General features: G+C 65.0%; 21 protein-coding genes, 1 other RNA gene and 1 pseudogene. 16 read left to right on the top strand and 7 right to left on the bottom strand.

Going from position 1 to position 24,042, the window contains the following annotated elements; translation table 11 throughout:
• Window positions 1-236: 236 nt before the first annotated feature.
• Window positions 237-2,036, top strand: coding sequence for an ABC transporter ATP-binding protein (locus ACVIGA_RS10130; RefSeq protein ID WP_456666265.1), 1,800 nt, complete (start codon window positions 237-239; stop codon window positions 2,034-2,036).
• An 82-nt stretch (window positions 2,037-2,118) separates the two neighbouring features.
• Window positions 2,119-3,504, top strand: a complete 1,386-nt coding sequence (locus ACVIGA_RS10125; RefSeq protein WP_456666264.1) for an MATE family efflux transporter — start codon at window positions 2,119-2,121, stop codon at window positions 3,502-3,504.
• 31 nt (window positions 3,505-3,535) lie between these two features.
• Here the strand turns inward: ACVIGA_RS10125 and ACVIGA_RS10120 are convergent, their stop codons facing one another.
• The gene (locus ACVIGA_RS10120) at window positions 3,536-4,279 is read right to left on the bottom strand and encodes a sulfite exporter TauE/SafE family protein (protein ID WP_223975413.1); all 744 of its coding nucleotides are present in this window, start codon (window positions 4,277-4,279) and stop codon (window positions 3,536-3,538) included.
• A 209-nt stretch (window positions 4,280-4,488) separates the two neighbouring features.
• Between ACVIGA_RS10120 and ACVIGA_RS10115 the strand changes: the two genes are divergently transcribed.
• Entirely contained in the window at window positions 4,489-5,205 is a 717-nt protein-coding gene (locus ACVIGA_RS10115) for an alpha/beta fold hydrolase (protein WP_456666263.1), read from the top strand.
• A gap of 580 nt (window positions 5,206-5,785) precedes the next feature.
• On the opposite strand, the gene ACVIGA_RS10110 is transcribed toward ACVIGA_RS10115, so the two are convergent.
• Together ACVIGA_RS10110 and ACVIGA_RS10105 are read right to left on the bottom strand one after the other, a co-directional pair.
• Entirely contained in the window at window positions 5,786-6,313 is a 528-nt protein-coding gene (locus ACVIGA_RS10110; RefSeq protein ID WP_456666262.1) for a hypothetical protein, read from the bottom strand.
• 171 nt (window positions 6,314-6,484) lie between these two features.
• Entirely contained in the window at window positions 6,485-6,664 is a 180-nt protein-coding gene (locus ACVIGA_RS10105) for a hypothetical protein (protein WP_223975416.1), read from the bottom strand.
• Between the two features lie 231 nt (window positions 6,665-6,895).
• Here ACVIGA_RS10105 and ACVIGA_RS10100 point away from each other — a divergent pair, with 231 nt between their 5' ends.
• Together ACVIGA_RS10100 and ACVIGA_RS10095 are read left to right on the top strand one after the other, a co-directional pair.
• Window positions 6,896-7,915 carry a patatin-like phospholipase family protein gene (locus tag ACVIGA_RS10100; protein ID WP_456670777.1) on the top strand — a complete coding sequence of 340 codons (1,020 nt, stop codon included), beginning with the start codon at window positions 6,896-6,898 and terminating at the stop codon, window positions 7,913-7,915.
• A 4-nt stretch (window positions 7,916-7,919) separates the two neighbouring features.
• The gene (locus ACVIGA_RS10095) at window positions 7,920-9,371 is read left to right on the top strand and encodes a GntP family permease (protein WP_456666261.1); all 1,452 of its coding nucleotides are present in this window, start codon (window positions 7,920-7,922) and stop codon (window positions 9,369-9,371) included.
• 109 nt (window positions 9,372-9,480) lie between these two features.
• Here ACVIGA_RS10095 and rnpB read toward each other — a convergent pair.
• An RNA gene (gene rnpB, locus ACVIGA_RS10090) (RNase P RNA component class A) lies at window positions 9,481-9,895 on the bottom strand.
• Window positions 9,896-10,029: 134 nt separating this feature from the next.
• Here rnpB and ACVIGA_RS10085 point away from each other — a divergent pair.
• Together ACVIGA_RS10085 and ACVIGA_RS10080 are read left to right on the top strand one after the other, a co-directional pair.
• Window positions 10,030-10,929, top strand: coding sequence for a LysR family transcriptional regulator (locus ACVIGA_RS10085; protein ID WP_456666260.1), 900 nt, complete (start codon window positions 10,030-10,032; stop codon window positions 10,927-10,929).
• A 105-nt stretch (window positions 10,930-11,034) separates the two neighbouring features.
• Complete coding sequence (locus ACVIGA_RS10080; protein ID WP_456666259.1) at window positions 11,035-11,463, top strand: PAS domain-containing protein; 429 nt, start codon at window positions 11,035-11,037, stop codon at window positions 11,461-11,463.
• 24 nt (window positions 11,464-11,487) lie between these two features.
• On the opposite strand, the gene ACVIGA_RS10075 is transcribed toward ACVIGA_RS10080, so the two are convergent.
• Together ACVIGA_RS10075 and ACVIGA_RS10070 are read right to left on the bottom strand one after the other, a co-directional pair.
• A complete protein-coding gene (locus ACVIGA_RS10075) occupies window positions 11,488-11,688 on the bottom strand; it encodes a hypothetical protein (RefSeq protein WP_456666258.1) in 201 nt (66 codons plus the stop codon).
• A 7-nt stretch (window positions 11,689-11,695) separates the two neighbouring features.
• The gene (locus ACVIGA_RS10070; RefSeq protein ID WP_456666257.1) at window positions 11,696-11,851 is read right to left on the bottom strand and encodes a hypothetical protein; all 156 of its coding nucleotides are present in this window, start codon (window positions 11,849-11,851) and stop codon (window positions 11,696-11,698) included.
• Between the two features lie 228 nt (window positions 11,852-12,079).
• Here ACVIGA_RS10070 and ACVIGA_RS10065 point away from each other — a divergent pair, with 228 nt between their 5' ends.
• Together ACVIGA_RS10065 and ACVIGA_RS10060 are read left to right on the top strand one after the other, a co-directional pair.
• Window positions 12,080-12,439 carry a YciI family protein gene (locus ACVIGA_RS10065; protein ID WP_456666256.1) on the top strand — a complete coding sequence of 120 codons (360 nt, stop codon included), beginning with the start codon at window positions 12,080-12,082 and terminating at the stop codon, window positions 12,437-12,439.
• 69 nt (window positions 12,440-12,508) lie between these two features.
• The gene (locus ACVIGA_RS10060; protein ID WP_456670776.1) at window positions 12,509-13,744 is read left to right on the top strand and encodes an RNA polymerase sigma factor; all 1,236 of its coding nucleotides are present in this window, start codon (window positions 12,509-12,511) and stop codon (window positions 13,742-13,744) included.
• Window positions 13,745-13,854: 110 nt separating this feature from the next.
• Here ACVIGA_RS10060 and ACVIGA_RS10055 read toward each other — a convergent pair whose 3' ends face one another.
• Window positions 13,855-14,706, bottom strand: coding sequence for an N-acetylmuramoyl-L-alanine amidase (locus ACVIGA_RS10055; protein ID WP_456666255.1), 852 nt, complete (start codon window positions 14,704-14,706; stop codon window positions 13,855-13,857).
• A 479-nt stretch (window positions 14,707-15,185) separates the two neighbouring features.
• On the opposite strand from ACVIGA_RS10055, the gene rsmH reads away from it, so the two are divergent.
• The 7 genes and pseudogenes from rsmH (at window position 15,186) to murD (ending at window position 24,036) form a co-directional block, all read left to right on the top strand.
• Window positions 15,186-16,181: a 16S rRNA (cytosine(1402)-N(4))-methyltransferase RsmH gene (gene rsmH, locus ACVIGA_RS10050; RefSeq protein WP_456666254.1), complete on the top strand. Its 996-nt coding sequence runs from the start codon at window positions 15,186-15,188 to the stop codon at window positions 16,179-16,181.
• A gap of 2 nt (window positions 16,182-16,183) precedes the next feature.
• Window positions 16,184-16,357 (top strand): annotated as a pseudogene (gene ftsL / locus ACVIGA_RS10045) (cell division protein FtsL); the annotation flags it as partial.
• 288 nt (window positions 16,358-16,645) lie between these two features.
• Window positions 16,646-18,403, top strand: coding sequence for a peptidoglycan D,D-transpeptidase FtsI family protein (locus tag ACVIGA_RS10040; protein WP_456670775.1), 1,758 nt, complete (start codon window positions 16,646-16,648; stop codon window positions 18,401-18,403).
• Window positions 18,404-18,506: 103 nt separating this feature from the next.
• Complete coding sequence (locus ACVIGA_RS10035; RefSeq protein WP_456666253.1) at window positions 18,507-19,976, top strand: UDP-N-acetylmuramoyl-L-alanyl-D-glutamate--2,6-diaminopimelate ligase; 1,470 nt, start codon at window positions 18,507-18,509, stop codon at window positions 19,974-19,976.
• A complete protein-coding gene (locus tag ACVIGA_RS10030; RefSeq protein ID WP_456666252.1) occupies window positions 19,973-21,406 on the top strand; it encodes a UDP-N-acetylmuramoylalanyl-D-glutamyl-2,6-diaminopimelate--D-alanyl-D-alanine ligase in 1,434 nt (477 codons plus the stop codon). Before ACVIGA_RS10035 ends, ACVIGA_RS10030 begins: the two co-directional genes overlap by 4 nt.
• 10 nt (window positions 21,407-21,416) lie before the next feature.
• Window positions 21,417-22,523: a phospho-N-acetylmuramoyl-pentapeptide-transferase gene (mraY, locus tag ACVIGA_RS10025; RefSeq protein ID WP_016846578.1), complete on the top strand. Its 1,107-nt coding sequence runs from the start codon at window positions 21,417-21,419 to the stop codon at window positions 22,521-22,523.
• 112 nt (window positions 22,524-22,635) lie between these two features.
• Window positions 22,636-24,036, top strand: coding sequence for a UDP-N-acetylmuramoyl-L-alanine--D-glutamate ligase (murD, locus tag ACVIGA_RS10020; RefSeq protein ID WP_456666251.1), 1,401 nt, complete (start codon window positions 22,636-22,638; stop codon window positions 24,034-24,036).
• The last annotated feature ends 6 nt before the right edge of the window (window positions 24,037-24,042 follow it).

The following is a 24,042-nucleotide window of genomic DNA, read 5'->3' as shown; positions in this document are numbered from 1 at the left end:
ACTCGAACCCGGGAGATGCGCATGAAGTCGTTTATTTCGCAGATCGCGCGCCCGCGTTCGATGGTGCTTGACGCAGCTTCGCGTTAGCTCCCGGCGCTGATCGGGCCTGATCCCCGATCACCCAAACCTCCCAACACGTTATCTACAATTTCCAGCGACATTAGCGGCCGGATTCCGTCCGCCTGTCGCCTCAGATGGAGCCGGCTTGCGCTGCAGAAGCGTGGCCGGAATGTGCCATGACCTCTCTGACGACCAAGCGACCGGCCGCGATCCGGATCGTCCTGCCATTCGTGTTCCGCCACTGGCTGGAGCAGCCGCTGCGCGCCTTCGCCGTGACGGCGGGCTTCCTCGGTGCGACCGCGGCCGACCTGTTCATGCCGGTGTTTTCCGGCCATCTGGTTGATGCGCTGACCGCGGGTGCCACCGATGCCGCCGCGCGCCATGCGGCGATGCTGGCATTCGGCGCCATCGTCGGCCTCGGCGCGTTGTCGCTGATGCTGCGGCTGGTCGGTATCCAGACCATCGTGCCGTTCACGCTGAAGACGATGTCCGATGTCGGGCAGCAGGCCTTCATGCGCGTGCAGCGCTTCTCGACCGACTGGCACGCCAATTCGTTCGCGGGTTCCACCGTGCGCAAGATCACGCGCGGCATGTGGGCGCTCGACCTGTTGAACGACACCATCCTGATGGCGCTGTTGCCGTCGCTCGTCGTGCTGCTCGGCTCAATGATCCTGCTCGGGCTGCACTGGCCATCGCTCGGTGCGGTGATTGCTGTCGGTTCGGTGATCTATGTCGCGATGACCATGGTGTTCCAGGTGCGCTACGTCGCGCCGGCCGCGCGCGTCTCCAATGCGTGGGACACCAAGGTTGGCGGCACACTGGCCGACGCCTTGACCTGCAACGCGGTGGTGAAGTCGTTCGGCGCCGAGACGCGCGAGGACATGCGGCTAGACGGCGTCATCAGTCGCTGGCGCCGGCGGGTGCGGCGGACCTGGTTGCGCTACAACCACACCTCGACGGCGCAGCTCCTGGTGCTGTTGTGCTTCCGCGCTTCGGTGATCGGCGGCGCGATCCTGCTGTGGGCGCAGGGTCACGCCACGCCGGGCGACGTCACCTATGTGCTGACCAGCTACTACATCATCCACGCGTATCTGCGGGATGTCGGCATGCACATCAACAACCTGCAGCGTTCGGTCAACGACATGGAGGAGCTGGTGCAGATCCATGGCGAGCCGCTCGGCATCGTCGATGCGGATGACGCGAGGACGATCGACATCCAGGGCGGCCGCATCGTGTTCGACGACGTCACGTTCCACTATGGCGGCCATCGCTTGCCGCTCTATGACGGGCTGTCTGTCGACATCGATGCCGGCGAGCGCGTCGGCCTCGTCGGGCGCTCCGGCTCCGGCAAGACGACCTTCGTCAAGCTGGTGCAGCGGCTCTACGACGTCACCAGTGGCAAGATCCTGATCGACGGTCAGGACATCGCCAAGGCGACGCAGCAATCGCTGCGCAGCCAGATCGCGATCGTGCAGCAGGAGCCGATCCTGTTTCACCGCACGCTGGCGGAGAACATCGCCTATGGCCGGCCGGGCGCCAGCATGGAGGCGATCGAGCAGGCGGCGCGGCTTGCCAATGCGCACGACTTCATCATGCGGCTGCCGAAGGATTACGGCACGCTGGTGGGCGAGCGTGGCGTCAAGCTGTCGGGCGGCGAGCGGCAGCGTGTGGCGCTGGCGCGCGCCTTCCTGGCGGATGCGCCGATTCTGATCCTGGACGAGGCGACCTCGAGCCTCGATTCGGAATCCGAGGCGCTGATCCAGCAGGCGATGGAGCGGCTGATGAAGGGCCGGACCTCGATCGTGATCGCGCACCGGCTGTCGACCGTGCGCAGCATGGATCGCATCCTGGTGTTCGATCGTGGCGAGATCGTCGAGCAGGGCACCCATGAGGTGCTTGCCGCGCGGCAGGGCGGTATCTACCGCGGCCTGTTCGAGCGGCAGGCGACCGAGTTCGGCCAGGCGGCGGCGGAATAAGGCAGCGGCGCGTGGCTGACGGATTGATCTCCGGCAGCCGCGCGCCCGAATTGACACGAGACGATTTGAGAATGGAATTGAAATGAAGGACCTTACGCGCGGCTCCATTGTGAGCCACATATTGGTCATGGCTCCCCCGATCGTGGTCGGCATGATCACGATCATGATCTGCCAGCTGGTCGATCTGTATTTTGTCGCGGGTCTCGGCGACGCGGCCGTCGCCGGGGTGGCCGCAGCCGGCAATGCCGGCTTCCTCGTCAACGCGCTGATGCAGGTGCTGGGCGTCGGCAGCGTCGCGCTGATCGCGCATGCGGTGGGACGCAAGGACCGCGGCGACGCCAACCTCGTGTTCAATCAGTCGGTCGTGTTGTCCGTGCTTTGCGGGCTGTTGACGCTGGCCGCAGGGGCGTTGCTGTCGCGCCCTTATATGCGCTCGGTCGCGGCCGACCCGGCCACCATCGAGGCGGGCACCACCTATCTTCTGTGGTTCATGCCGGCGCTGGCGCTGCAATTCATCATCCAGGTGATGGGGTCCGCGCTGCGGGCAACCGGTATCGTGCGGCCCAGCATGCTGGTGCAGGCGGTGGCCGTCATCATCAACATCGCGCTAGCGCCGGTCCTGATCGCGGGCTGGGGCACCGGTCACGCGCTCGGCGTTGCCGGCGCGGGTCTGGCAAGTTCGATCGCCGTTCTCATCGGCGTGCTGATGCTGTTCGCGTATTTCCGCAAGCTGGAACGCTATGTCGGATTCGATCCCGCGCAATGGCGTCCACGGTTGCGGCAGTGGGCGCGCATCCTCAGCGTCGGCCTGCCTGCCGGCGGCGAGTTCGCGCTGATCTTCGCCTGGATGGGCGTGATCTATTATGTGCTGCGCGATTTCGGCCCGGCGGCCCAGGCCGGGTTCGGCATCGGGACGCGCGTGCTCGGCCTGATCCAGATGCCGGCATTGGCGGTGGCGCTCGCCGCCGGCCCGATCGCCGGACAGAATTATGGCGCGGGCAATGGCAGGCGCGTGCAGGAGACCTTCGTCAAGGCGGTGTCGATCGGCACCGTCGTCATGATCGTCTTCACTATTGTCGCGCAGTGGAAGCCGGGACTGTTGCTCGACGGCTTCTCGAACGATCAACAGACCATGGCGGTCGCAGGAGGGTTCCTGCACTTCGTCTCCATGAATCTCGTCGCGCAGGGCGTGATCTTTACCTGCAACAGCATGTTCCAGGGCCTCGGCAACACCAGGCCGGTGTTGCTGAGTTCGGCCGTGCGTCTCTTCACCTATGCGGTGCCGGTGATCTGGCTCTCGAGACAGCCCGGCTTCCGGATCGAGCATGTGTGGTATTTGTCGATCGCGACGACGACGCTGCAGGCCGGATTGAGCCTGTGGTTGCTGCGTCGCGAATTCAGCAAGCGTCTCGTGCCGCCGGCGCGCGACGTCGCGACGGAACGCGTTGGTCTCGAGCCGGTGGGATGACCGGCTCAGCCGATGTTGCGGTGGCGGTCGGTCATCTCGGCGCCAGCCCGTTCCACACCAGCGCCACGCCGGACAGGAACAGCAGCACCAGCACGATGTCGGAAAAATTGCGGTCGCTGAGTGCGTGGTAGAGGCGCGCGCCGAGCCAGGCACCGAGCAGCGTTCCCGGAAACGCGCAAGCCACGAGCCAGATCAGTTCGGGCTTTACTAGGCCGCTCGCGATCTGGACCAGAAGCGCGGCCGCCAAAATCGTGAAGTTGAAGATCTGAAACACGCCGCGGCGCTGCTGCTTGCCCCAGCCGCGCAGGCTCGCCCACAGGATCGGGAGCGGGCCTGACAGTCCGGCGAGGCCGCCGAGGATGCCGCCGGCAAATCCGATCGCGCCATCGGCCCATTTGCCGCCGAAAGCGATCGACATCGGCTTGCGTTGCAGGAACAGCAGGGTCGGGAACACCAGCAGGAAGACGCCGATCGTCAGCTTGAAGACCTCGGGGTCGGCGCGGGCGATCAGCAGGATGCCGATTGGCACGCCGGCCAGGCCCGCGATGACGAACGGCCAGACCAGACGGAAATCGATGGTCTTCCAGATCGACGGCAGAGTCGACACCTGCGCGATCACCGAGCAGACCAGCACCAGCGGCACCGCAAGTGTCGGCGGCAGCACATAGAGCCAGATGCCGAGCGCCATCAGTGCGGTGCCGAAGCCGGCCAGCCCGGAAACGAATCCGCCGGCAAGCGCGCCGAAGAACAGGACCGCGTAGCTTGCCGGGTTCATCGTGGCCTTTCGATCGTCTTTCCGGGGCGATGCGAAGCATCGAACAATGGCGCGCAATTGCGCGCCTGAGAATCTCGAGATTCCGGGTCAGGTCCTTCGGACCATCCCGGAATGACGATCATGTTTTGCCGCGACGTTTACACGACGCGCGCGGCGGGTACACTTCAAAATCGCGGCTCATCAACGACAATCGGAATGGAAGCGTGCCCATGACTGCGAATTCGCAAAAAACCTTTCTGGTCTGTCACGGCGCCTGGTCGGCCGGATGGGCGTGGAAGAAGATGCATCCTTTGATGCAGGCCGCCGGGCACCGGCTGGTCACGCCGAGCTACACCGGGCTCGGCGAGCGCGCGCACCTTGCGCATCAAGGGCTCGACCTGGAGGCGCATATCCAGGACGTGCTCAGCGTCATTTCATACGAAGATCTGCGCGACATCGTGCTGATCGGCCACTCCTATGGCGGCATGGTCGCGACGGGCGTCGCAGACCGGGTGCGCGAGCGCGTCGCACAGTTGATCTATATCGACGCCTTCGTGCCGCGCGACGGCCAGTCGCTGTTCGACCTCAACGAGCCGGCCATCGAGATGATGCGCGAGCTCGCAAGCGACGGCGACGGCTGGCGCATTCCGCCGATGCCGACGCCGCCGGATACGTCTCCCGCAGATGTCGAATGGCTCACCGCGCGCCGCGTCGACATGCCGATCAAATGCTTCGAGCAGAAGCTGAAGCTGCAGCACGGCGAGACGAATTTGCCGCGCAGCTACGTCTACGCCACCCGCACCACCCAAGCCGATACGTTCGGCCAGTTCGCCAGGCGCATCAAGAATGAACCCGGCTGGCGCTATTTCGGGATCGACGCGAGCCACTCGCCGAACGTCACCGCGCCGGAGGCGCTGACGGCGCTGCTGCAGGAGATCGTGGCGTAGCGATCGATGCGGAGCATCGCACCCGGCATCTCGAATTCTGTCGCCGATTGTGCGCGACGCTACCACGAGACAGGCTTCGCAGCCGACCCGAGCGAGGCAGCCGCATCTCTCTTGCAAACCAGCTTTGGCCTATATAACAACTCGATCGGCTTGTTTCAGCTGGAGGTTGTCGCTGCATAAACTAGCCTTGGCTCTGAAAGCGGCAATCGTCGGACTGCTGCTGCTGTCGAGTGTTGATGCCAACGCGGCGCGGGTCGATGTGGGCCCCCGTACTTGCAGCAATCAGCGCGATCGGTGCGTTGCCTACCGGTTTCGCATTGGTCCGATCGGGTCCGAAGATGTCTGCATGAGCGTGTTTCGTGGCTGCATGCGGTCTGGTGTTTGGGACGGCGCTATGCGTTTCCCTATGGGGGAGCACGTATCACCGGAATGATCCGTCGCTAGCGCAGCCTTGCTGCGGTGGCCGTTGTCCGATTAAGCCCACGGCCCGCAGCAGGAGATCGGTTCCTGACGAGCCGTCATTCCGGGGCGACGCGAAGCATCGTCCCGGAATCGATCGGGTGCGTGTGTTCACCCGGCGTCATGCGCCACGCGCGTCGCGCGCGGCCTGAGCGACTTTCGTCGCCTGCGACACGCGTCCGATTTTCGCGCCTGCAATGATCTTTCTTCGACGTTCGCTTGGCTTCGGCGCCATGCCTTCGCTCGCGGTTGGTCCGGCCGAGGGACGGGTTGTGAAGTTTGCAGCTCGGTGCAGCGCGAGGGCTTTTCGAGCCGCTTCGACATGCGCGGTCCGGGTCGCCAGATTGTGCTGACGCTTGAGCTCCGTGTTCACCCGCTTCAACGCCGCTGCGAATACTTGCTTTCGTTCTGATGCATGCGTGGCGGTTCCCGGAAAGCTTGTCCCGCGAGCCTCGGCTTTTCCGCGGCTCTCTCGCTGCTTTTGCCGGCCGACCGTTCGTTCCTTGTCGCGCATCTTGCGCAAGCGGGGGCGCATGGCCTCGAGCTCGGCTACCTCGACGCCATAGATTGCGGGATGATGCGTCAGGCGGATTGCTTCATATTCTTCGTGGCTGAGAATGCTGCGCTCGAACTTGCAGGCAACCGACATTATCATTCCTCCTCTTGATTTTCTTGAATCTGGGGGCAGAAGGACACGCCCAACTCGAGCGGATCATAGCTGCAATGCCGCCCGATGGCCAATCTGCCACCATCCAAACTGGGACAGTGCTTCGATCGCAGCGATCGATCGCCTTGCGATAGCGTCAAAGTACGGTGGCTCCTACTTTTCTGCTTCGTCGTCCTTGAGACGAATCCCCTCAGTTCGCAGAGCCGCAAAGAGAGCCGCGATGTCTCCGGGCTCCATATTGTTGGGACACATTCCGTTGAGTTGTTCGGTCGTGATCGTGCCGGTGCTCTTGGCGATATCCCGCGCCTTCGCCATGATTTTCTGAAGGTCCATCTGCGATCCTCCGCGAGGCACGCATCTTACGCCCGCCAACCCATTATGTCGCCTTTTAAGAAACGTGCGCCTACGCCGCGAAGCGAACCAATCGCGTTGGTGCCGCCAACGATGAGGCAACATCCTTCGCTAAGTCCGCCATCGAAACCGGACGGTGACCGCAACTTTGTCTCGCATGTTCCACCAAACCGCGACATAATCAGCGTCTCACGTGCTGGTGAACATGGCCTCATGAACCGCAGCCCCGTGCTCGTAGATCTGGCGCTCCAGGGTGGAGGATCGCATGGCGCGTTCACATGGGGCGTGCTGGATCGGCTCCTCGAAGAATCATGGTTTCAGATCGCGGGCATATCCGGGACATCGGCCGGAGCGATGAATGCTGCCGTGCTGGCGGATGGCTGGACCGCGGGCGGCGCTGCGGGCGCACGCGAAGCGCTTGAAAAATACTGGCGAAGCGTCTCGCGCGCCGCCGCATTCAGTCCGTTGCAACGCTCGCCGCTCGACCGTCTGATGGGACGCTGGTCGCTCGACAGCTCTCCGGCCTATCTCTTCACGGATTTGATGTCGCGGATGCTTTCACCCTACGACCTCAATCCTCTCGGCTTCAATCCGCTGCGCGACATATTGAACGACAGCATCGATTTCGAGCGTCTTGCGCGCGCGCCGATCAAGCTCTTCATAACCGCCACACGGGTTCGTACGGGGCGGGGGCGGATTTTTCGCAACGCGGAGATTGCCGCGGATGTCCTGCTCGCGTCGGCCTGCCTGCCAACGATGTTTCGTGCGATCGAGATCGATGGCGAGCCCTATTGGGACGGCGGCTATGTGGGCAATCCCACGATCACGCCGCTGGTCCGCGAGACTGACGCACACGATACGGTCGTGGTCCAGATCAACCCGACCGAGCGGCCGGAGCAGCCGCGCACGGCCGCTGACATTCTCGACCGGCTCAACGAGATCTCATTCAATTCGCCGCTGGCAAAGGAGCTGCGGATGATCGCGTTGCTTCGTCAGGTTGCCGACCCCGGCACCGGAGAGGGCGCCCGCTGGGCCCAGATGAAAACGCATCGGATCAAGAGCGACATGCTTGCGACGTTCGGTTCATCATCCAAGCTCAATGCCGAATGGGCGTTCGTGACCAAGCTGCACGAGGAAGGGCGGCGTGCCGCCGGCGAATTCCTCGACGCGCATGGCGCCGATATCGGTGAGCGCTCGACCGCCGATCTGGATATTCTGCTGGCGGAGTGCTGAGCCGATGGGTCTACTCGGCATTCTCGTCGGGCTTGGACTGCTGGTCGGTCTTGCGTTCCGCGGTTGGAGCGTCCTGTTGCTCGCGCCACTCTGTGCGTTGGTGGCCGCAGCCTTCGGTGGCGAGCCGTTGCTTGCCAACTGGACGCAGACCTTCATGGGCAGTGCGTCGGACTTTCTCGCGCAGTTCTTTCCTATTTTCCTGCTTGGCGCCGTGTTCGGGAAACTCATGGATGACAGCGGCGCGGTCGGTGCGGTCGCGGGCTTCATCTCCCGATGTCTGGGCGAACGCCGTGTCATCCTCGCGGTCGTGCTCGCGGGTGCACTGGTCACCTACGGCGGCGTCAGCCTCTTCGTCGCGTTCTTCGTCATCGTTCCGATGGCGCAGTCGCTGTTTCGCACGGCAGGGATTCCGCGTCGCTTGGTGCCGGCGGCGGTTATTCTCGGCACTTCGGCCTTTACCATGTCGGCGCTGCCGGGCACGCCGTCGATACAGAATGCGATACCGATGCCTTTCTTCGGCACGACGCCGTTTGCCGCACCGGGTCTTGGCGTTGTCGCATCGATGATCATGCTTGGTGTCGGGCTGTGGTGGCTCCTTCGCGCAGAGCAAGCGGCGCGTCGCGCAAATGAAGGCTATGGCGACGAGCCGCCGGTTTCGGCGGATGCAGCCGACGATGAGTTGTTGCGCGAGCGGGCGACGACGGCGCGAGAATTCGACCCGGCGGAGATCCGCCACGGACATCACAGCGACGCCGCCGTCCCGGTCTTCAACGCCATCCTTCCCCTGATCGTCGTGGTCGTAGTCAATCTGCTGATGTCGCTCGTTGTCCTGCCCCGGCTTGATTTCTCATTCCTGGCCGAACAGCGATGGGGAAATACATCACTGGCTGCCGTGGCCGGTGTCTGGTCGGTTGTCGTGGCGCTGGCGGGAGCGATCGTAACGGTCATACTCTGCAACTGGACGCGACTGCCCGCATTGCGACGAACCATGGATGCCGGCGCCAATGCGTCGGTGCTGCCGGCGCTGAGCGTCGCAAGCCTTGTCGGATTCGGCGCCGTTGTCGCCTCACTTCCCGCTTTCGACGTGGTGCGGGAGTGGGTATTGCGAATTGAGGGCGGCCCATTGGTGTCGCTTGCAGTTGCGACGAACATCCTTGCCGCGCTGACGGGGTCGGCTTCCGGCGGCTTGACGATTGCGCTCGACGCGCTGGGCAAGACCTATATGGGTCTTGCTGCGGAGGCGGGTATTGATCCCGGCCTTCTGCATCGCGTCGCGGTGATCGGCTCGGGAACACTGGACATTCTGCCTCACAACGGCGCGGTCGTTAGCCTGCTTGCGATCTGCGGGCTCAAACATCGCGACAGCTATCTCGACATCGTCATGGTCGGCATTGTGAGTTCGGTCATTGCTCTCGCCGCGGTGATTGCAATCGGCACCGCGTTCGGGTCGTTCTGACGCAAGACGATGGGTCGGCTCGACCGGCCGCGGGCGCGCGTAGCTGGAACGAAGTTTACTGAAAATGGCGAAGGGCCCGGCGTGTTGCGCCGAGCCCCTCATACTCCAAAATATCAGCCGGCCTGTAAGCCGGGTTCTGTAGGGCACCATTCTTGCGAATGGTACGCGACGGCCATTCCTCTGGGACAAGGTTTGCACCTTGCCTCGAGCAACCTACCCGGACAGCGGGCCTGACATCGCCCTGCGGTGTTATCGCGCGTGCGCGAACTAACCGCGTTGCCGTCCCTATTCGGTTTTGCTCCCGGTGTGGTTTGCCATGCCGTCTCCGTTGCCGGAAACGCGGTGCGCTCTTACCGCACCTTTTCACCCTTGCTTCCTCCGAGGAGGGAGCGGTTCGTTCTCTGTGGCACTTTCCCTGGGGTCGCCCCCGCCGGACGTTATCCGGCACCGCATGTCGATGGAGCCCGGACTTTCCTCCCCCGCGGCCTTTCGGCACCAGCGGGAGCGGCCGTCCGGCCGACTGACGGCCTGTGCATGCGGGCTTTGGCCGCCCGCGTCAAGCGGTTGCGATGGTTAACCGGTCGCCAGCGCTCGATTTTGACATCCGCGAAGGAGGAGCCTTTGATATCGATTTGATCGAACCAAAAGTTGAGGCGCCATGGACACCGAACTGGCCCGGACGTTCCTGACGGTGGTGAGCGCCGGCAATTTCATCACCGCGGCGGAACGGCTTCACGTCAGCCAATCGACCGTCAGCACCCGCATTCACACCCTCGAGCAGCAACTCGGCTGCGTGCTGTTCGTGCGCAACAAGGCCGGCACCACGCTGACGCCGGCCGGCCGGCAGTTTCAGCGCCATGCCTCGGTGCTGGTCCGCACCGTCGAGCAGGCGCGCCACGATGTCGGAATCCCCAAGGGGTTTTCCGCGACGCTGGTGGTCGGCGGCCGCATCGGACTTTGGGAAGAGTATCTGCTGCGCTGGCTGCCGCAGATGACGCGGGCGCATCCCGACATCTCGATCCGCGCCGAGAGCGCGCTCGAGCCCGAGCTGATGCAGGGCCTGGTCGAGGGACGCATCGATATCGGCGTGATGTACACGCCGCAGAGCCGCCCGGGCCTCAGGGTCGAGCAGCTGTTCGAGGAACAGCTCATCCTGGTGTCGACCGATCCCAAGAGCGCACCGGAGCCGGGGCAGGGCTATGTCTATGTCGATTGGGGACCGGAATTCTATGCGCGTCACGCGACGCTGTTTCCGAACTTCACCGGCCCTGCGCTGACTGTGAATATCGGCTGGCTCGGATTGCAGCATCTGCTGGAGAATGGCGGCTCCGGCTTCTTCGCGCGCCGCATCGTGGAGCCGCTCCTGAAGGCGCGGCGGCTGCACGCCGTCGCCGGCGCACCCAGCTTTGCGATGCCGGCCTATGTCGCCTATCCGGCTGATCGCCAGGACGACCATCTGGCGCGCGCGGTCGCGATCATGCATCGCCTCGCCGCATCCCAGGTCCACGCCGCGACCGAGGTCCCGCGGTCGAGACCCGGCGCGCGGCGGCGGCGTTGACCGCGATTGCTATCGGCATCGCCGATCGGTTGCATCGGGATTCTTCGCTTGTCAGCGTGGCCATCGGAGTCCAGAGCAGGATCGGGATCAGCAGGAGGTCAAGCGATGGACATTGCGGCAGCGGTGGGAGATGCGTTGCTCAACGGCGCGTCGGATGCGATCGTTGCGACCGACGCCGAAGGCCGCATCACCCTGTGGAATCCCGGCGCCGTCAGGGTATTCGGCTTCACGGCTGAGGAAGCCGTCGGACAATCGCTCGACCTGATCATTCCGGAAGCCTTGCGCGGGCGTCACTGGGCCGGCTTCCGCCACACGATGGCGACCGGGACGAGCCGTTACGGCCAGGGTGATCTATTGTCGGTGCCTGCGCTGACCAAGAGTGGCGCGCGGATCTCCGTCGAGTTCACCATCGTGCTGCTGCATGACGCGGAGCATCGCGTCGCCGGCACCGTGGCCGTGATGCGCGATGTGACCAAGCGCTTCGAGGAGCTCAAGGAGCTGCGGCGCCGCGCCGCGCAGGGCGGGCCATCCTGATAAGGCTGCAGTTGGCAGCGACAGCTATTTCCCTGATCGCAGGCGGGCTTCCGCCAACGCCGTCACGAGGCCGATGATCAGCATCGACGCGACAATGTCGGCTTCCGCCCCGAAGCCAAACGCGATTGCCGTCGCCGAGGCGACTGCCGCAAGGATTGCGATGGTCAGCCCTTCGTCGGCGACTAGCTGACGCAGCGCCTTCAGGCGCGTGATGCCCCCTTGCATCGCCTGTTCACACGCCGAGCGGATGGCCGGCCGCGGCGATCGCAGCGGCGACCTGGCTGGCACGGTGGCCCGGTTGCGCCACCATTTGGCCGCGCAGCATCCGATACAGCGTCCACAGCAGGAGCCGCCAAAGGCGTGTTGCTGACTGCGGCAGTAATGTCATGGCCAGTCCTCCTGATATTCCACCCAAGGCTACGCGCGGCCATGAATTTAACAAACGAATAATATTGGCTGTTGGTATCGGATTATCAGATATAAGCATCGGCCGGGTCCGCGCGCCGGAGATGCGCTCACGCGGGCCGGCCAAAATAATTTATCCTGACCCTGTCGTCCTGCATGCCGCCCGTTCGACTGGGTGTCGGCGATCCAGCCGATCAAGAGGAGAGACGAGATGCAATATTTGCTGCTGATCTACCGGAGCGACGCGGAATACACCCACATGACCGCTGACGACCGCAAGGCCGTGACGGCGGAGTACGGCGCCTACACCCAGTCGATCATCCAGAGCGGGCACTTCAAGGCGGGCGACGGGCTGCAGCCGGTGTCGACGGCCACCACCGTGCGGGTCCGTGAGGGCAAGACGCTGACGACCGATGGGCCGTTCGCGGAAACCCGCGAACAGCTCGGCGGCTACTATCTGGTCGAAGCCAAGGATCTCGACACCGCGCTCGGCCTCGCGGCGCGGATTCCCGGCGCCAAGACCGGCTCGATCGAAGTCAGGCCGGTGATGATCTACGACAACCCGCGATGACGCCATTATCGCATCACGAATGCAACGGCCGCGTCGCCTGGCGCGGCCGCTGAGCGCCGATTGATGGCCATGACCCCCCGCCAGATCGAGAAAATCTTCCGCGACGAGGCGGGCCGGGCGCTCGCCACGCTGATCCGTCTGGTCGGCGATTTCGATCTGGCCGAGGATTCCCTGCAGGAGGCCTTCGCGGTCGCGCTGCAGCGCTGGCCGATCGGTGAATTCCCCGCCAATCCGCGCGCCTGGCTGGTCAATGTCGGCCGCAACAAGGCGATCGACCGCGTCCGCCGCGCGGTTTCGTTTCGCGGCAAGCAGCAGGAATTGACGCATCAATTGCTGCTGGATGCGGAGGCGTCGCCCGAGCCGGCCGATGCGACGCTCGATGACGACATGCTAAGGCTGATCTTCACCTGCTGCCATCCGTCCTTTGCCGCCGAGGTCCAGGTTGCGCTGACCTTGCGCACGGTGTGCGGCTTGACCACGGCGCAGGTCGCGCGCGCGTTCCTGGTGAGCGAGGACGCGATGGCGCAGCGGCTGTTGCGCGCCAAGCAGAAGATCAAGCTCGCCGGGATTCCCTATGAAGTGCCGGAGCGCGAGGCGCTGGAGCCGCGGCTTGAGGGCGTGCTTGCGGTGATCTACCTCGTCTTCACCGAAGGCTATGCCGCGACCGCCGGCGAGGATCTGATGCGGCCCGATCTGGCGCGCGAGGCGATCCGGCTGGCGCGGCTGCTCGACGGATTGATTCCGGCGCGCGGCGAGATCAAGGGCCTGCTGGCGCTGATGCTGTCGCACGATGCGCGCCGCGCCGGTCGCCAGACCGCAGGCGGCGACATCGTGCTGCTCGAGGAGCAGGACCGCTCGCTGTGGGATTTTCAGCAGATTGCCGAAGGTGTGAGGCTGGTCGAGGAGGCGCTGCAGATGCCGGGTCGGCCGCAATCCTACGCGGTGCAGGCCGCGATCGCCGCACTGCATGCGCGGGCGCCGAGCTATGAGGATACCGACTGGCCGCAGATCGCCGGTCTGTATGAGGTGCTGCTCCGCATCAGCCCGTCGCCGGTGATCGAGCTCAATCATGCCGCCGCGGTGTCGATGGTCGATGGCCCGGCGCATGCGCTCGATCTGATCGATGCGCTGGACGCGCGTGGCAGCTTGAAGGGATACGACCAGCTGCCCGCGGTGCGCGCCGACCTGCTGCGCCGCCTCGGCCGCAAGGACGAGGCGCGGCAGGCCTATCTTGCCGCCACCGCCGCGACGCAACTCGAGCCGCTGCGGCGGCTCTATGCGCGCCGGATCGCCGAGATGGGGTGACGCACTAACGTCTCCGCGTCATTGCGAGGAGCGAAGCGACGAAGCAATCCATCTATCCATGGGCGGAGCAATGGATTGCTTCGCTTCGCTCGTAATGACGATGGAGAGACCTACTTCGTCGCATCCGGCGGCAGGCTCTCGAGCAGCGCGTGCAGCGTCGCCATGGTGGAACGATCGGCGATCCCGTCGACGCGCTCGGGGCGGAAGTGACGCTGGAAGGCGGTGACGACCTCCATGGTCGGGCCGTCGAACTTGCCGTTGGTCGGGATGTTGTAGCCGTAGCGCCAGAACGCGGCCTGCATGTTGGAGACGCTGTCGCTGATCGCGCCGAGCTGCAGCGCGTCGCCGCGCACGATCGGCGCCGGCTGCACCCAGTGCCCGACGCCGGAATTGGCCAGCGAGTGCCAGGGGAATTTCTCGCCGGGATCCTTCTTGCGCCCCGGCGCCACGTCGGAATGGCCGAGCACGCGATGCGAGACCACCTTGCGGCGAAGCATGATGCCGCGGCACAGCGCGATGACGGCCGCGATCTGCCGCAGCGGGAAGTCGGGATAGCCCCAATCGTGGCCGCGGTTGACGATCTCGACGCCGATCGAACAGGAATTGATGTCGTCCTCGCCGGCCCAGGCGGCGACGCCGGCGTGCCAGGCGCGCTTGCTCTCCGGCACGCATTGCACGATGCGGCCGTCCTCGAGCACGATGTAATGCGCCGAGACCTCGGTGCCGGCGGTGCAGAGCTGGGCGATCGCGCCCTCGACGTCGGGCATGCCGGTGTAGTGCAGCACGATCATGTCGGGCTGCCGGTTGTTGGCGCGGTCGCCGAAATTCACCGACGGGATCACGTCGGAGGCGATCGAGGAATCCGGCGTGAACGTCTCCACGTCGGCCACGCCCTTCGGAACAGGAAGGACGCGCTGACGCTTCGAATCAGCGTTGCCGGACGAGGACGAACCAGAAGCCATACGAATCACTCAAAACCCGAACCAGGAGAAAGCATTTTGACATATGGATAAACAAATAGGCGTTTACTATTCCTTTACCGTGAGGGCCGCCGCAATCGGCCTGCCGGTTCCAGGGTCTGCATGACGGGCCGCGCAATGATGCCCGAAGCGAGGGCCGAGAATATCACTCGAATGCGGATCAAAGTCGTGCGATTCCGCTAACCGATCATCAACGTTTTCTTAACGTTAAGTGCCGTTACTGAGAGGTGAAGTGCCGAACCGGTTTCGGGGGACGGCCAAGGTCCGCTGTTGCGCGAAATCCCATGGAAACCCTCCCAATTCCGGTCGGATATCAGGATTTGCGGCCGAGGACGGGAGTTGGCGCTGGGATCACGCAGCGGCCTTTTTGCCGGAACAGCCAGCGCGAGGATTCGAGACGCAATGAGTCGGCGCGCAGCCAGCTTGCATGCCTGTTACGCGGCCCTGTGCGGGGGCGGCGCATGAGCGAACGTGCTCCCCGTCACATTTCCGTGCTGGGCCGCGAGGCGGTCGCCTATCTCGATCCGCGCGCCGGCGGCATCTATGTCGACGCGACCTTCGGCGCCGGCGGCTACAGCCGCATGATTCTCGATGTCGCCGATACGCGCGTCATCGGCATCGACCGCGACCGCACCGCGATAACCGGTGGCTTCGATCTGGTCGACGGCGCGGCCGGCCGGCTGACGCTGGTCGAAGACCGCTTCTCCAATCTTGCCGACGTCTGCGCATCGCAGGGGGTGAATCAGGTCGACGGCGTCGTGATGGATGTCGGCGTCTCCTCAATGCAGCTCGACCAGGCCGAGCGCGGCTTCTCGTTCCGCCTCGGTGGTCCGCTCGACATGCGAATGGCGCAGAGCGGCCCGACCGCGGCCGATGTGGTCGCCACCGCGTCCGAGAAGCAGCTCGCCGACATCATCTATATCTTCGGCGAGGAGCGACACTCGCGCGGCGTCGCGCGCGCCATCGTCGCCGCGCGCAAGGACGCGCCGATCACGACGACCGAGGCGCTCGCCGACATCGTCGGGAAAGTCGTGCGCGCCAAGCCGAACGAAATTCATCCGGCGACGCGGACCTTTCAGGCGCTGCGCATCTTCGTCAATGAAGAGCTCGATGAGCTGCATCGCGCGCTGGCTGCGGCCGAACGTGTGCTGAAGCCGGGCGGGCGGCTCGCCGTGGTCTCGTTCCATTCGCTGGAAGACCGCATCGTCAAGAATTTCCTCACAGAACGCGGCAAGGTTTCCGGCGGCTCGCGGCATCTGCCGGAAGTGGCGCAATCCGCGCCGAGCTTTCAGATCCTGACCAAGCGCCCGGTGACGCCGGGCGAGGCCGAGATATCGGCCAATCCGCGCGCCCGGTCGGCCAAGCTGCGCGCAGCCGAACGCACCGCAGCGCCCGCGCATGCGGACGACGACCTGCCGTCATGGCCGCATCTCGCTGACCTGAAGCGGGGAGGCTGACGATGCGCCTCCTCCATCTCCTCGTCATCGGCATGCTGATCTTCGCGGCATCCTATGTCTACCGCATCAAGATGGAATCGACCGCGCGCGTCGAACGCGTGCTGCAGCTCAATGCCGAGATCCGCGAGCAGCGCAACGCGATCGCGACCTTGCGCGCCGAATGGGCCAAGCTCGACGCGCCGCTGCGGCTGCAAGGGCTTGCCGAACGCCATCTGCCGCTGAAGCCGGTCAACGCCAATCAGTATGATTCCCTGAAGAACCTGCCGGAGCGGCCGCCGAGCTTCACGCGGCCCGGCTCGCGCGATCCGATCGGAGCGATGATCGACACCATCGAGGCCGCCGCCGCGCCCGAACAGCACGACCGGATCGATCGGCAAGCCGGCGACCGACCAGCCGGCCGCCGACCAGCCCGCGCCCGAAGAGTCCGAGCAGGGCGGGGGAGACCAGCAATGACGGGACCTGCCATGACCGATCCGGCACCCGCCAGCACGCCGGCCGCGAAATCCGCCGAACCCTGGCGCACGCGGCTGATCCGCACGCTGCTGTACGGAAGCAATGTCGACCGCGCCGCGAAGGCGCGCGCGCGCGTCGGCCTTGCGATCCTCGCCTTCGCCGCCGTTTATTGCGTGCTGGCCGGACGGCTGGTGCTGTTTGCCGTCGGTGCCGACAGCCATGGCGCACGGCGCACCGCCTCGCAGGACGCGATCGCCACCGCCAGGCCCGACATCACCGATCGCAACGGCGAAATTCTCGCCACCGACGTCAAGGCGCCGAGCCTGTTCGCCGAGCCGCGCCGCCTGATCGACAAGGACGAGGCGATCGAGCTCTTGACTGCGGCCTTGCCCGATCTCGACACCAGCGAGGTGCGCGACCGCCTGTCGTCGCGCAAGGGATTTGTCTGGTTGAAGCGCGAGATCACGCCGAAGCAGCAGCTCGACATCCATCGCCTCGGCCTTCCCGGCGTCGGCTTCCTGCGCGAGAACAAGCGGGTCTATCCGACCGGCAACGAGGTCGCCCACCTGATCGGCCTCGTCAACATCGACAACCAGGGCATCGCCGGCATGGAGAAGTGGCTGGACAGCAACGGTCTGGCCGATCTGCATCGCGCGGGCTTCGCCACCGACAGGCTGCAGAAGCCGGTGGAGTTGTCGGTCGATCTGCGCGTCGAGCACGCGCTGCGCGACGAACTGATCAAGGCGAAGGAGAAGTTCAAGGCCAAGGCCGCTTCCGGCCTCGTCTCCAACGTGCGCACCGGCGAGATCGTGGCGATGGTGTCGCTGCCGGATTTCGATCCGAACAATCCGAAGGAAGCGCACGATCCCGATCGCATCAATCGCCTGACCACCGGCGTCTACGAGATGGGCTCGACCTTCAAGGCGTTCACGCTGGCGATGGCGCTGGACAGCGGCCGGTTCGATCTCAACTCGATGTGGGATGCGCGCGGCCCGCTGCACTACGGCAAGTTCGCGATCCATGACGATCACAACATGGGCCGCATGATCAACATGAAGGAGGTGTTCTACTATTCCTCCAACATCGGCGCCGGGCGCATTGCGCTCGCGATGGGCGTCGACGCGCACAAGGCGTTCCTGCGCAAGATGGGGCAACTCGAGCGGCTGCGCACCGAATTGCCGGAGAGCGCCTCGCCGATCGTGCCGAAGAAGTGGGGCGAATTGAACACCGTCACGATCTCGTTCGGTCACGGCATCGCGGTGGCGCCGCTGCAGGCGGTGATGGGCATCGACGCACTGGTCAATGGCGGCTACCTGATCCCGCCGACCTTCCTGAAGCGCACCGAGCAGGAAGCGATGGCGCTGGCCAAGCGCGTCATCAAGCCCGAGACCTCGGACAAGATGCGCTATCTGATGCGGCTCAATGCCGAGATCGGCACCGCGAAGAAGGCCGACGTCAAGGGCTACTACATCGGCGGCAAGACCGGCACCGCGGAGAAGGTGATCAACGGCCGCTACGCCAAGAAGCGCGTGCTGAACGCCTTCACCGCGATCCTGCCCGCCGACAATCCGAAATACCAGCTGCTGATCATGCTCGATGAGCCGCAGCCCCTGAAGGAGACCTACGGTTTCATCACCTCGGGCTGGAATGCGGTGCCGACCGGCGGCAACGTGATCGCCCGAATTGCGCCGCTTTTGGGCGTTGAACCGCGCTTCGACCTGCCGCCGTCCGACCGCCTTATTCTTGCGGCATCCAGAACAACCCAGTAAGGCGTATAATCACAGCATGATCCGGAAAAGTGCGTAGCGGTTTTCCGGACCAGATCATGCTCAGACGATGGCGCCAGAACGGCGCCGGCCAGACTGGAAGATCATGAGACTTCGCGACCTCTTCAGCGCCGATGCCACGATCGATCCAAAGGGCGATCCAAGTGCCGACGAGATCCTCGTCGGAGGGCTTGCGGTCGACAGCCGTGCGGTGAAGCCGGGCGACTTGTTCTTCGCGCTGGCGGGCAGCAGGACCGACGGCGCGCGCTTCGTCGATGCGGCGATTGCCGCCGGCGCAGTCGCGGTCGCCAGCGACCATCTGCCGCAAGGCCACGGCCGTGTTCCGTTCGTCATCACGCCCAATCCGCGCCGCGCGCTGGCGCTTGCCGCCGCCAAATTCTATCCGCGCCAGCCCGCGACGATTGCGGCGGTGACCGGCACCAGCGGCAAGACCTCGGTGGCGGCGTTCACGCGCCAGATCTGGCAGCGGCTCGGTCACTCCTCCGCGAGCATCGGCACCATCGGTCTCGTCTCGGACAAGCGAACCGTCTACGGCTCGCTGACGACGCCCGATCCGATCGCGCTGCATCGCCAGCTCGACGAGATCGCGCACGACGGCGTCACTCATCTCGCCTTCGAGGCGTCCTCGCACGGCCTCGACCAGTATCGGCTCGATGGCGTGCGCATCGCCGCCGGCGGCTTCACCAATCTGTCGCGCGACCACATGGATTATCATCCCGATGTCGCGCACTACCTGAATGCAAAGCTCCGGCTGTTCCGTGATCTCGTCGCACCTGGTGGCGCGGCGGTGATCTCGGCCGATCATGATTGCTCATCCGAGGTGGTCGATGCGGCGCGGGCGCGCGGCCTGCGCATCATTACGGTCGGCCGCAACGCTGATACGGGCGAAGGCATCCGGCTCACGGACGCTGCGATCGAAGGCTTTGCCCAGAAGCTCGTGATAGAGCACCGCGGCCGCAAACACGCGATCCGGCTGCCACTGGTCGGCGAATTCCAGATCGAGAACGCGCTGGTCGCGGCGGGCCTTGCGATCGGCACCGGCAGCTTCGCCGATGACGTGTTCGGCACGCTTGAACATCTCGAAGGCGCCAAAGGCCGGCTCGAATTCGTCGGCGAGCACAACGGCGCGCCGATCTTCGTCGACTACGCCCACAAGCCCGATGCGCTCGCCAAGGCGCTGCAGGCGCTGCGGCCCTATGCGAAACGCAGGCTGGTCGTGATCTTCGGCGCCGGTGGCGACCGCGATGCCGGCAAGCGTCCGATCATGGGCGCGATCGCCGCCGGGAATGCCGATCACATCATTGTCACCGACGACAATCCGCGCAGCGAGAAGCCGGAGGCGATCCGCGCCGCGATCATGGCAACCGCAAAGGGCGCGCGCGAGATCGGCGATCGCGCCGCCGCGATCCGTGCCGGGATCGCCGGCCTCGAGCCGGGCGACGCACTGGTCGTGGCCGGCAAGGGCCACGAGGTCGGGCAGATCGTCGGCAACACGACGCTGCCGTTCAGCGATCATGAGGCGGTCGCGAGTGCATTGGCCGAGGAGGGCGCATGAGCACGATGTTGTGGACCTCGGATGCGATGGCGCAAGCGATGCGCGCAGTCAGCCAAGGCGCATTGCCAAACGGCGTCACCGGTCTTTCGATCGACAGCCGCACCATTGCAAAGGGCGATGCGTATTTTGCCATCAAGGGCGACGTCCATGACGGCCATGCCTTCGTCGAGGCGGCGCTGAAGGCCGGCGCCGGGCTTGCCGTGGTCGAGACCGCGCAACGCAAAAAATTTCCGGCCGACGCGCCGCTGCTGGTGGTCGATGACGTCCTCGCCGGCCTCGTCGAGCTCGCGCATGCCTCGCGGGCGCGGCTCAAGGCGCAGATCATCGCGGTGACCGGTTCGGTCGGCAAGACCTCGACCAAAGAGGCGCTGCGCCGCGTGCTGTCGGCGCAGGGCGAGACCCATGCCTCGGTGGCATCCTTTAACAATCATTGGGGCGTGCCGCTGTCGCTGGCGCGCTGTCCGGCGAGCGCGCGTTTTGCTGTGTTCGAGATCGGCATGAACCATGCCGGCGAGATCACGCCGCTGGTCAAGATGGTACGGCCGCACGTCGCCGTCATCACCACGATCGAGCCGGTGCATCTGGAATTCTTCTCCGGCATCGAGGCGATCGCCGACGCCAAGGCGGAGATCTTCGCAGGGCTGGAGCCCAATGGCGCGGTCGTGCTCAACCGCGACAATGGGCAATTCGCGCGGCTGCAGAAGCAGGCGAAGAAGGCCGGCATCTCGCGCATCGTCTCGTTCGGGGCCGACAAGCGCGCCGAGGCGCGGCTGATCGACCTCTCGCTGCACGCGACCTGCTCGGCGGTGCATGCCGACATCCTGGACCATGACATCACCTACAAGATCGGCATGCCTGGTCGCCACATGGCAATGAACTCGCTCGCGGTGCTCGCGGGCGCCTCGCTGCTCGGCGCCGACATCGCGCGCGCGGCGCTGTCGCTGTCGCAGCTCGAGGCACCGACCGGCCGCGGTCTTCGCCGCACGCTCGAGGTTGGCCACGGCGAGGCGACGCTGATCGACGAGAGCTACAACGCCAACCCGGCCTCGATGGGGGCCGCGCTCAACGTGCTTGGCCAGGCCCAGACCGGACCGCATGGCCGCCGCATCGCCGTGCTCGGCGACATGCTCGAGCTCGGGCCGACCGGGCCCGACCTGCACCGCGGCCTCAACGAAGCCGTGACCGCCAACCGCATCGACCTCGTATATTGTTGTGGTCCGCTGATGCGGAATCTGTGGGATGCCCTTTCCACCGGCAAGCGGGGAGGCTATGCCGAGAGTTCGGCGGCGCTCGAAGCACAGGCGGTCGCCGCGGTCCGTGCCGGTGACGTGATCATGGTGAAGGGCTCGCTGGGATCGAAGATGAAGCTCATTGTCAGCGCGCTGGAAAAACGCTTCCCCGACAAGGCCGCGCACGAAGAAGCGGTATAGGACTTTTTGAATGTTCTACTGGTTGATCGAACTGTCCAACACCGTTCCGGGGTTTGGGGCATTCCGCAGCGCTCTGAACGTGTTCCGCTACATCACCTTCCGCACCGGCGGCGCGATGGTGACCGGCGCGCTGTTCGTGTTCCTGTTCGGGCCCTGGATCATCGATCATTTGCGGCTGCGGCAGGGCAAGGGCCAGCCGATCCGCACCGATGGTCCGCAGTCGCATTTGATCTCCAAGAAGGGCACGCCCACCATGGGCGGGCTGATGATCCTGTCCGGGCTCGTGGTCTCGACGCTGCTCTGGGCCAATCCGCTCAATCCCTATGTCTGGATCGTGCTGGCGGTGACGCTCGGCTTCGGCTTCGTCGGTTTCTATGACGATTATCTGAAGGTCACAAAGCAATCGCACAGCGGCTTCGCCGGCAAGCTGCGGCTGCTGATCGAGGCGGCGATCGGGCTCGCCGCCACCTACGCGCTGGTCCGGCTCGGGCGTGACGTGTCCTCGACCTCGCTCGTGATTCCGTTCTTCAAGGACCTCGTGATCAATTTCGGCTGGTTCTTCGTGATCTTCGGCGCCTTCGTGATGGTCGGCGCCGGCAACGCGGTAAACCTGACCGACGGTCTCGACGGCCTTGCCATCGTGCCGGTCATGATCGCAGCCGCGAGCTTCGGCATGATCTCGTATCTGACCGGCAACGCGGTGTTCTCGGATTACCTGCAGATCAATTACGTCGCCGGCACCGGCGAACTGGCGGTGCTATGCGGCGCGGTGCTTGGCGCGGGCCTCGGCTTCCTTTGGTTCAACGCGCCGCCGGCCTCGATCTTCATGGGCGACACCGGCTCGCTCGCGCTCGGCGGCATGTTGGGCGCCACCGCGGTTGCGGTGAAGCACGAGATCGTGCTCGCCGTGATCGGCGGCCTGTTCGTGCTGGAGGCGGTCTCGGTCATCGTGCAGGTCACCTCGTTCAAGCTCACGGGAAAACGCGTGTTCCGGATGGCGCCGCTGCACCATCATTTCGAGCAGAAGGGCTGGACCGAGCCGCAGATCGTGATCAGGTTCTGGATCATCTCGGTGATGCTGGCACTCGCCGGCCTCTCGACGTTGAAGTTGCGCTGATGATAAAAAGAGCCGCCTACTGTCATTCCGGGGCGTGCGAAGCACGAACCCGGAATCTCGAGATTCCGGGTTCGATGCTAACGCATCGTCCCGGAATGACTGGGGGGCAATCATGATCCCCGTCACCTCCTTCTCGGGCAAGACGGTCGCAGTGTTCGGGCTCGGCGGCTCCGGGCTCGCGAGCTGCCACGCGCTGAAGGCCGGTGGCGCGGAGGTGATCGCGGCCGACGATAGTGCCGACAACGTCGCCAAGGCGGCGCAGGCCGGCTTCACCACCGCTGATCTGCGCACCGTGTCGTGGGCGAATTTCGCCGCGCTGATCCTGACCCCCGGCGCGCCGCTGACCCATCCGGCGCCGCACTGGAGCGTGCTGAAGGCGCGCGAGGCCGGTGTCGAGGTGATCGGCGACGTTGAACTGTTTTGTCGCGAGCGGCGCCGCCACGCGCCGAACGCGCCGTTCGTCGCCATCACCGGCACCAACGGCAAGTCGACCACGACAGCGCTGATCGCGCATCTGATGAAGGTGGCCGGTTACGACACCCAGATGGGCGGCAATATCGGCACCGCGATCCTGTCGCTGGAGCCGCCGCGGATGGGCCGCGTCCATGTCATCGAGATGTCGTCCTACCAGATCGACCTCGCGCCGTCGCTCGATCCCTCGGTCGGCATCCTGATCAACATCAGCGAGGACCACATCGATCGCCACGGCACGCTGGCGCATTACGCCGCGGTCAAGGAGCGGCTGGTCGCGGGCGTGCAGCAAGGTGGCACCGCGATCGTCGGCGTCGACGACGGCTGGTGCCGCGACATCGCCGACCGGCTCGATCGCGCCGGCAAGCGCGTGGTGCGCATTTCGGTGAAGAACCCGCTGCCCGACGGCCTCTATGTCGAGCACGAGACCATCGTGCGCGCGTCAGGCGCGGCGCGCAGCGAGATCGCGCGTCTCGGCGGCATCGGTTCGCTCCGCGGCCTGCACAATGCGCAGAACGCAGCCTGCGCTTCGGCCTGCACGCTGGCGATGGGGATCGCGACCGATGTGTTGCAGAACGGCCTGCGTAGTTTCCCCGGCCTCGCCCATCGCATGGAGCAGGTCGGACGTCGCGGCAACGTGCTATTCGTCAACGACTCCAAGGGCACCAACGCGGATGCCGCCGCGCATGCGCTGTCGTCGTTCGCCGACATCTACTGGATCGCCGGCGGCAAGCCGAAGGCCGGCGGCATCACGGGCCTGACCGGCTATTTCCCGCGCATCCGCAAGGCCTATCTGATCGGCGAGGCGGCGCAGGAGTTCTCCGGCACGCTCGGCGACCGTGTCGCGCATGAGATGTCCGGCACGCTCGACGTCGCGATCGCCAGCGCCGCGCGCGATGCCGAAGCGTCGGGACTGACAGAGGCCGTCGTGCTGCTGTCGCCGGCCTGTGCGTCGTTCGACCAGTACCGCAATTTTGAAATCCGCGGGACCGCCTTCCGCGACATCGTCCAGGCGCTGCCGGGTGTGAAGCCGGTGGTGTGAGAGCCT

The organism is Bradyrhizobium sp. USDA 3240, assembly GCF_054063295.1.
The sequence above is the reverse complement of the archived record's forward strand: the minus strand, read 5'-3'. Positions and strand labels throughout refer to the sequence as shown.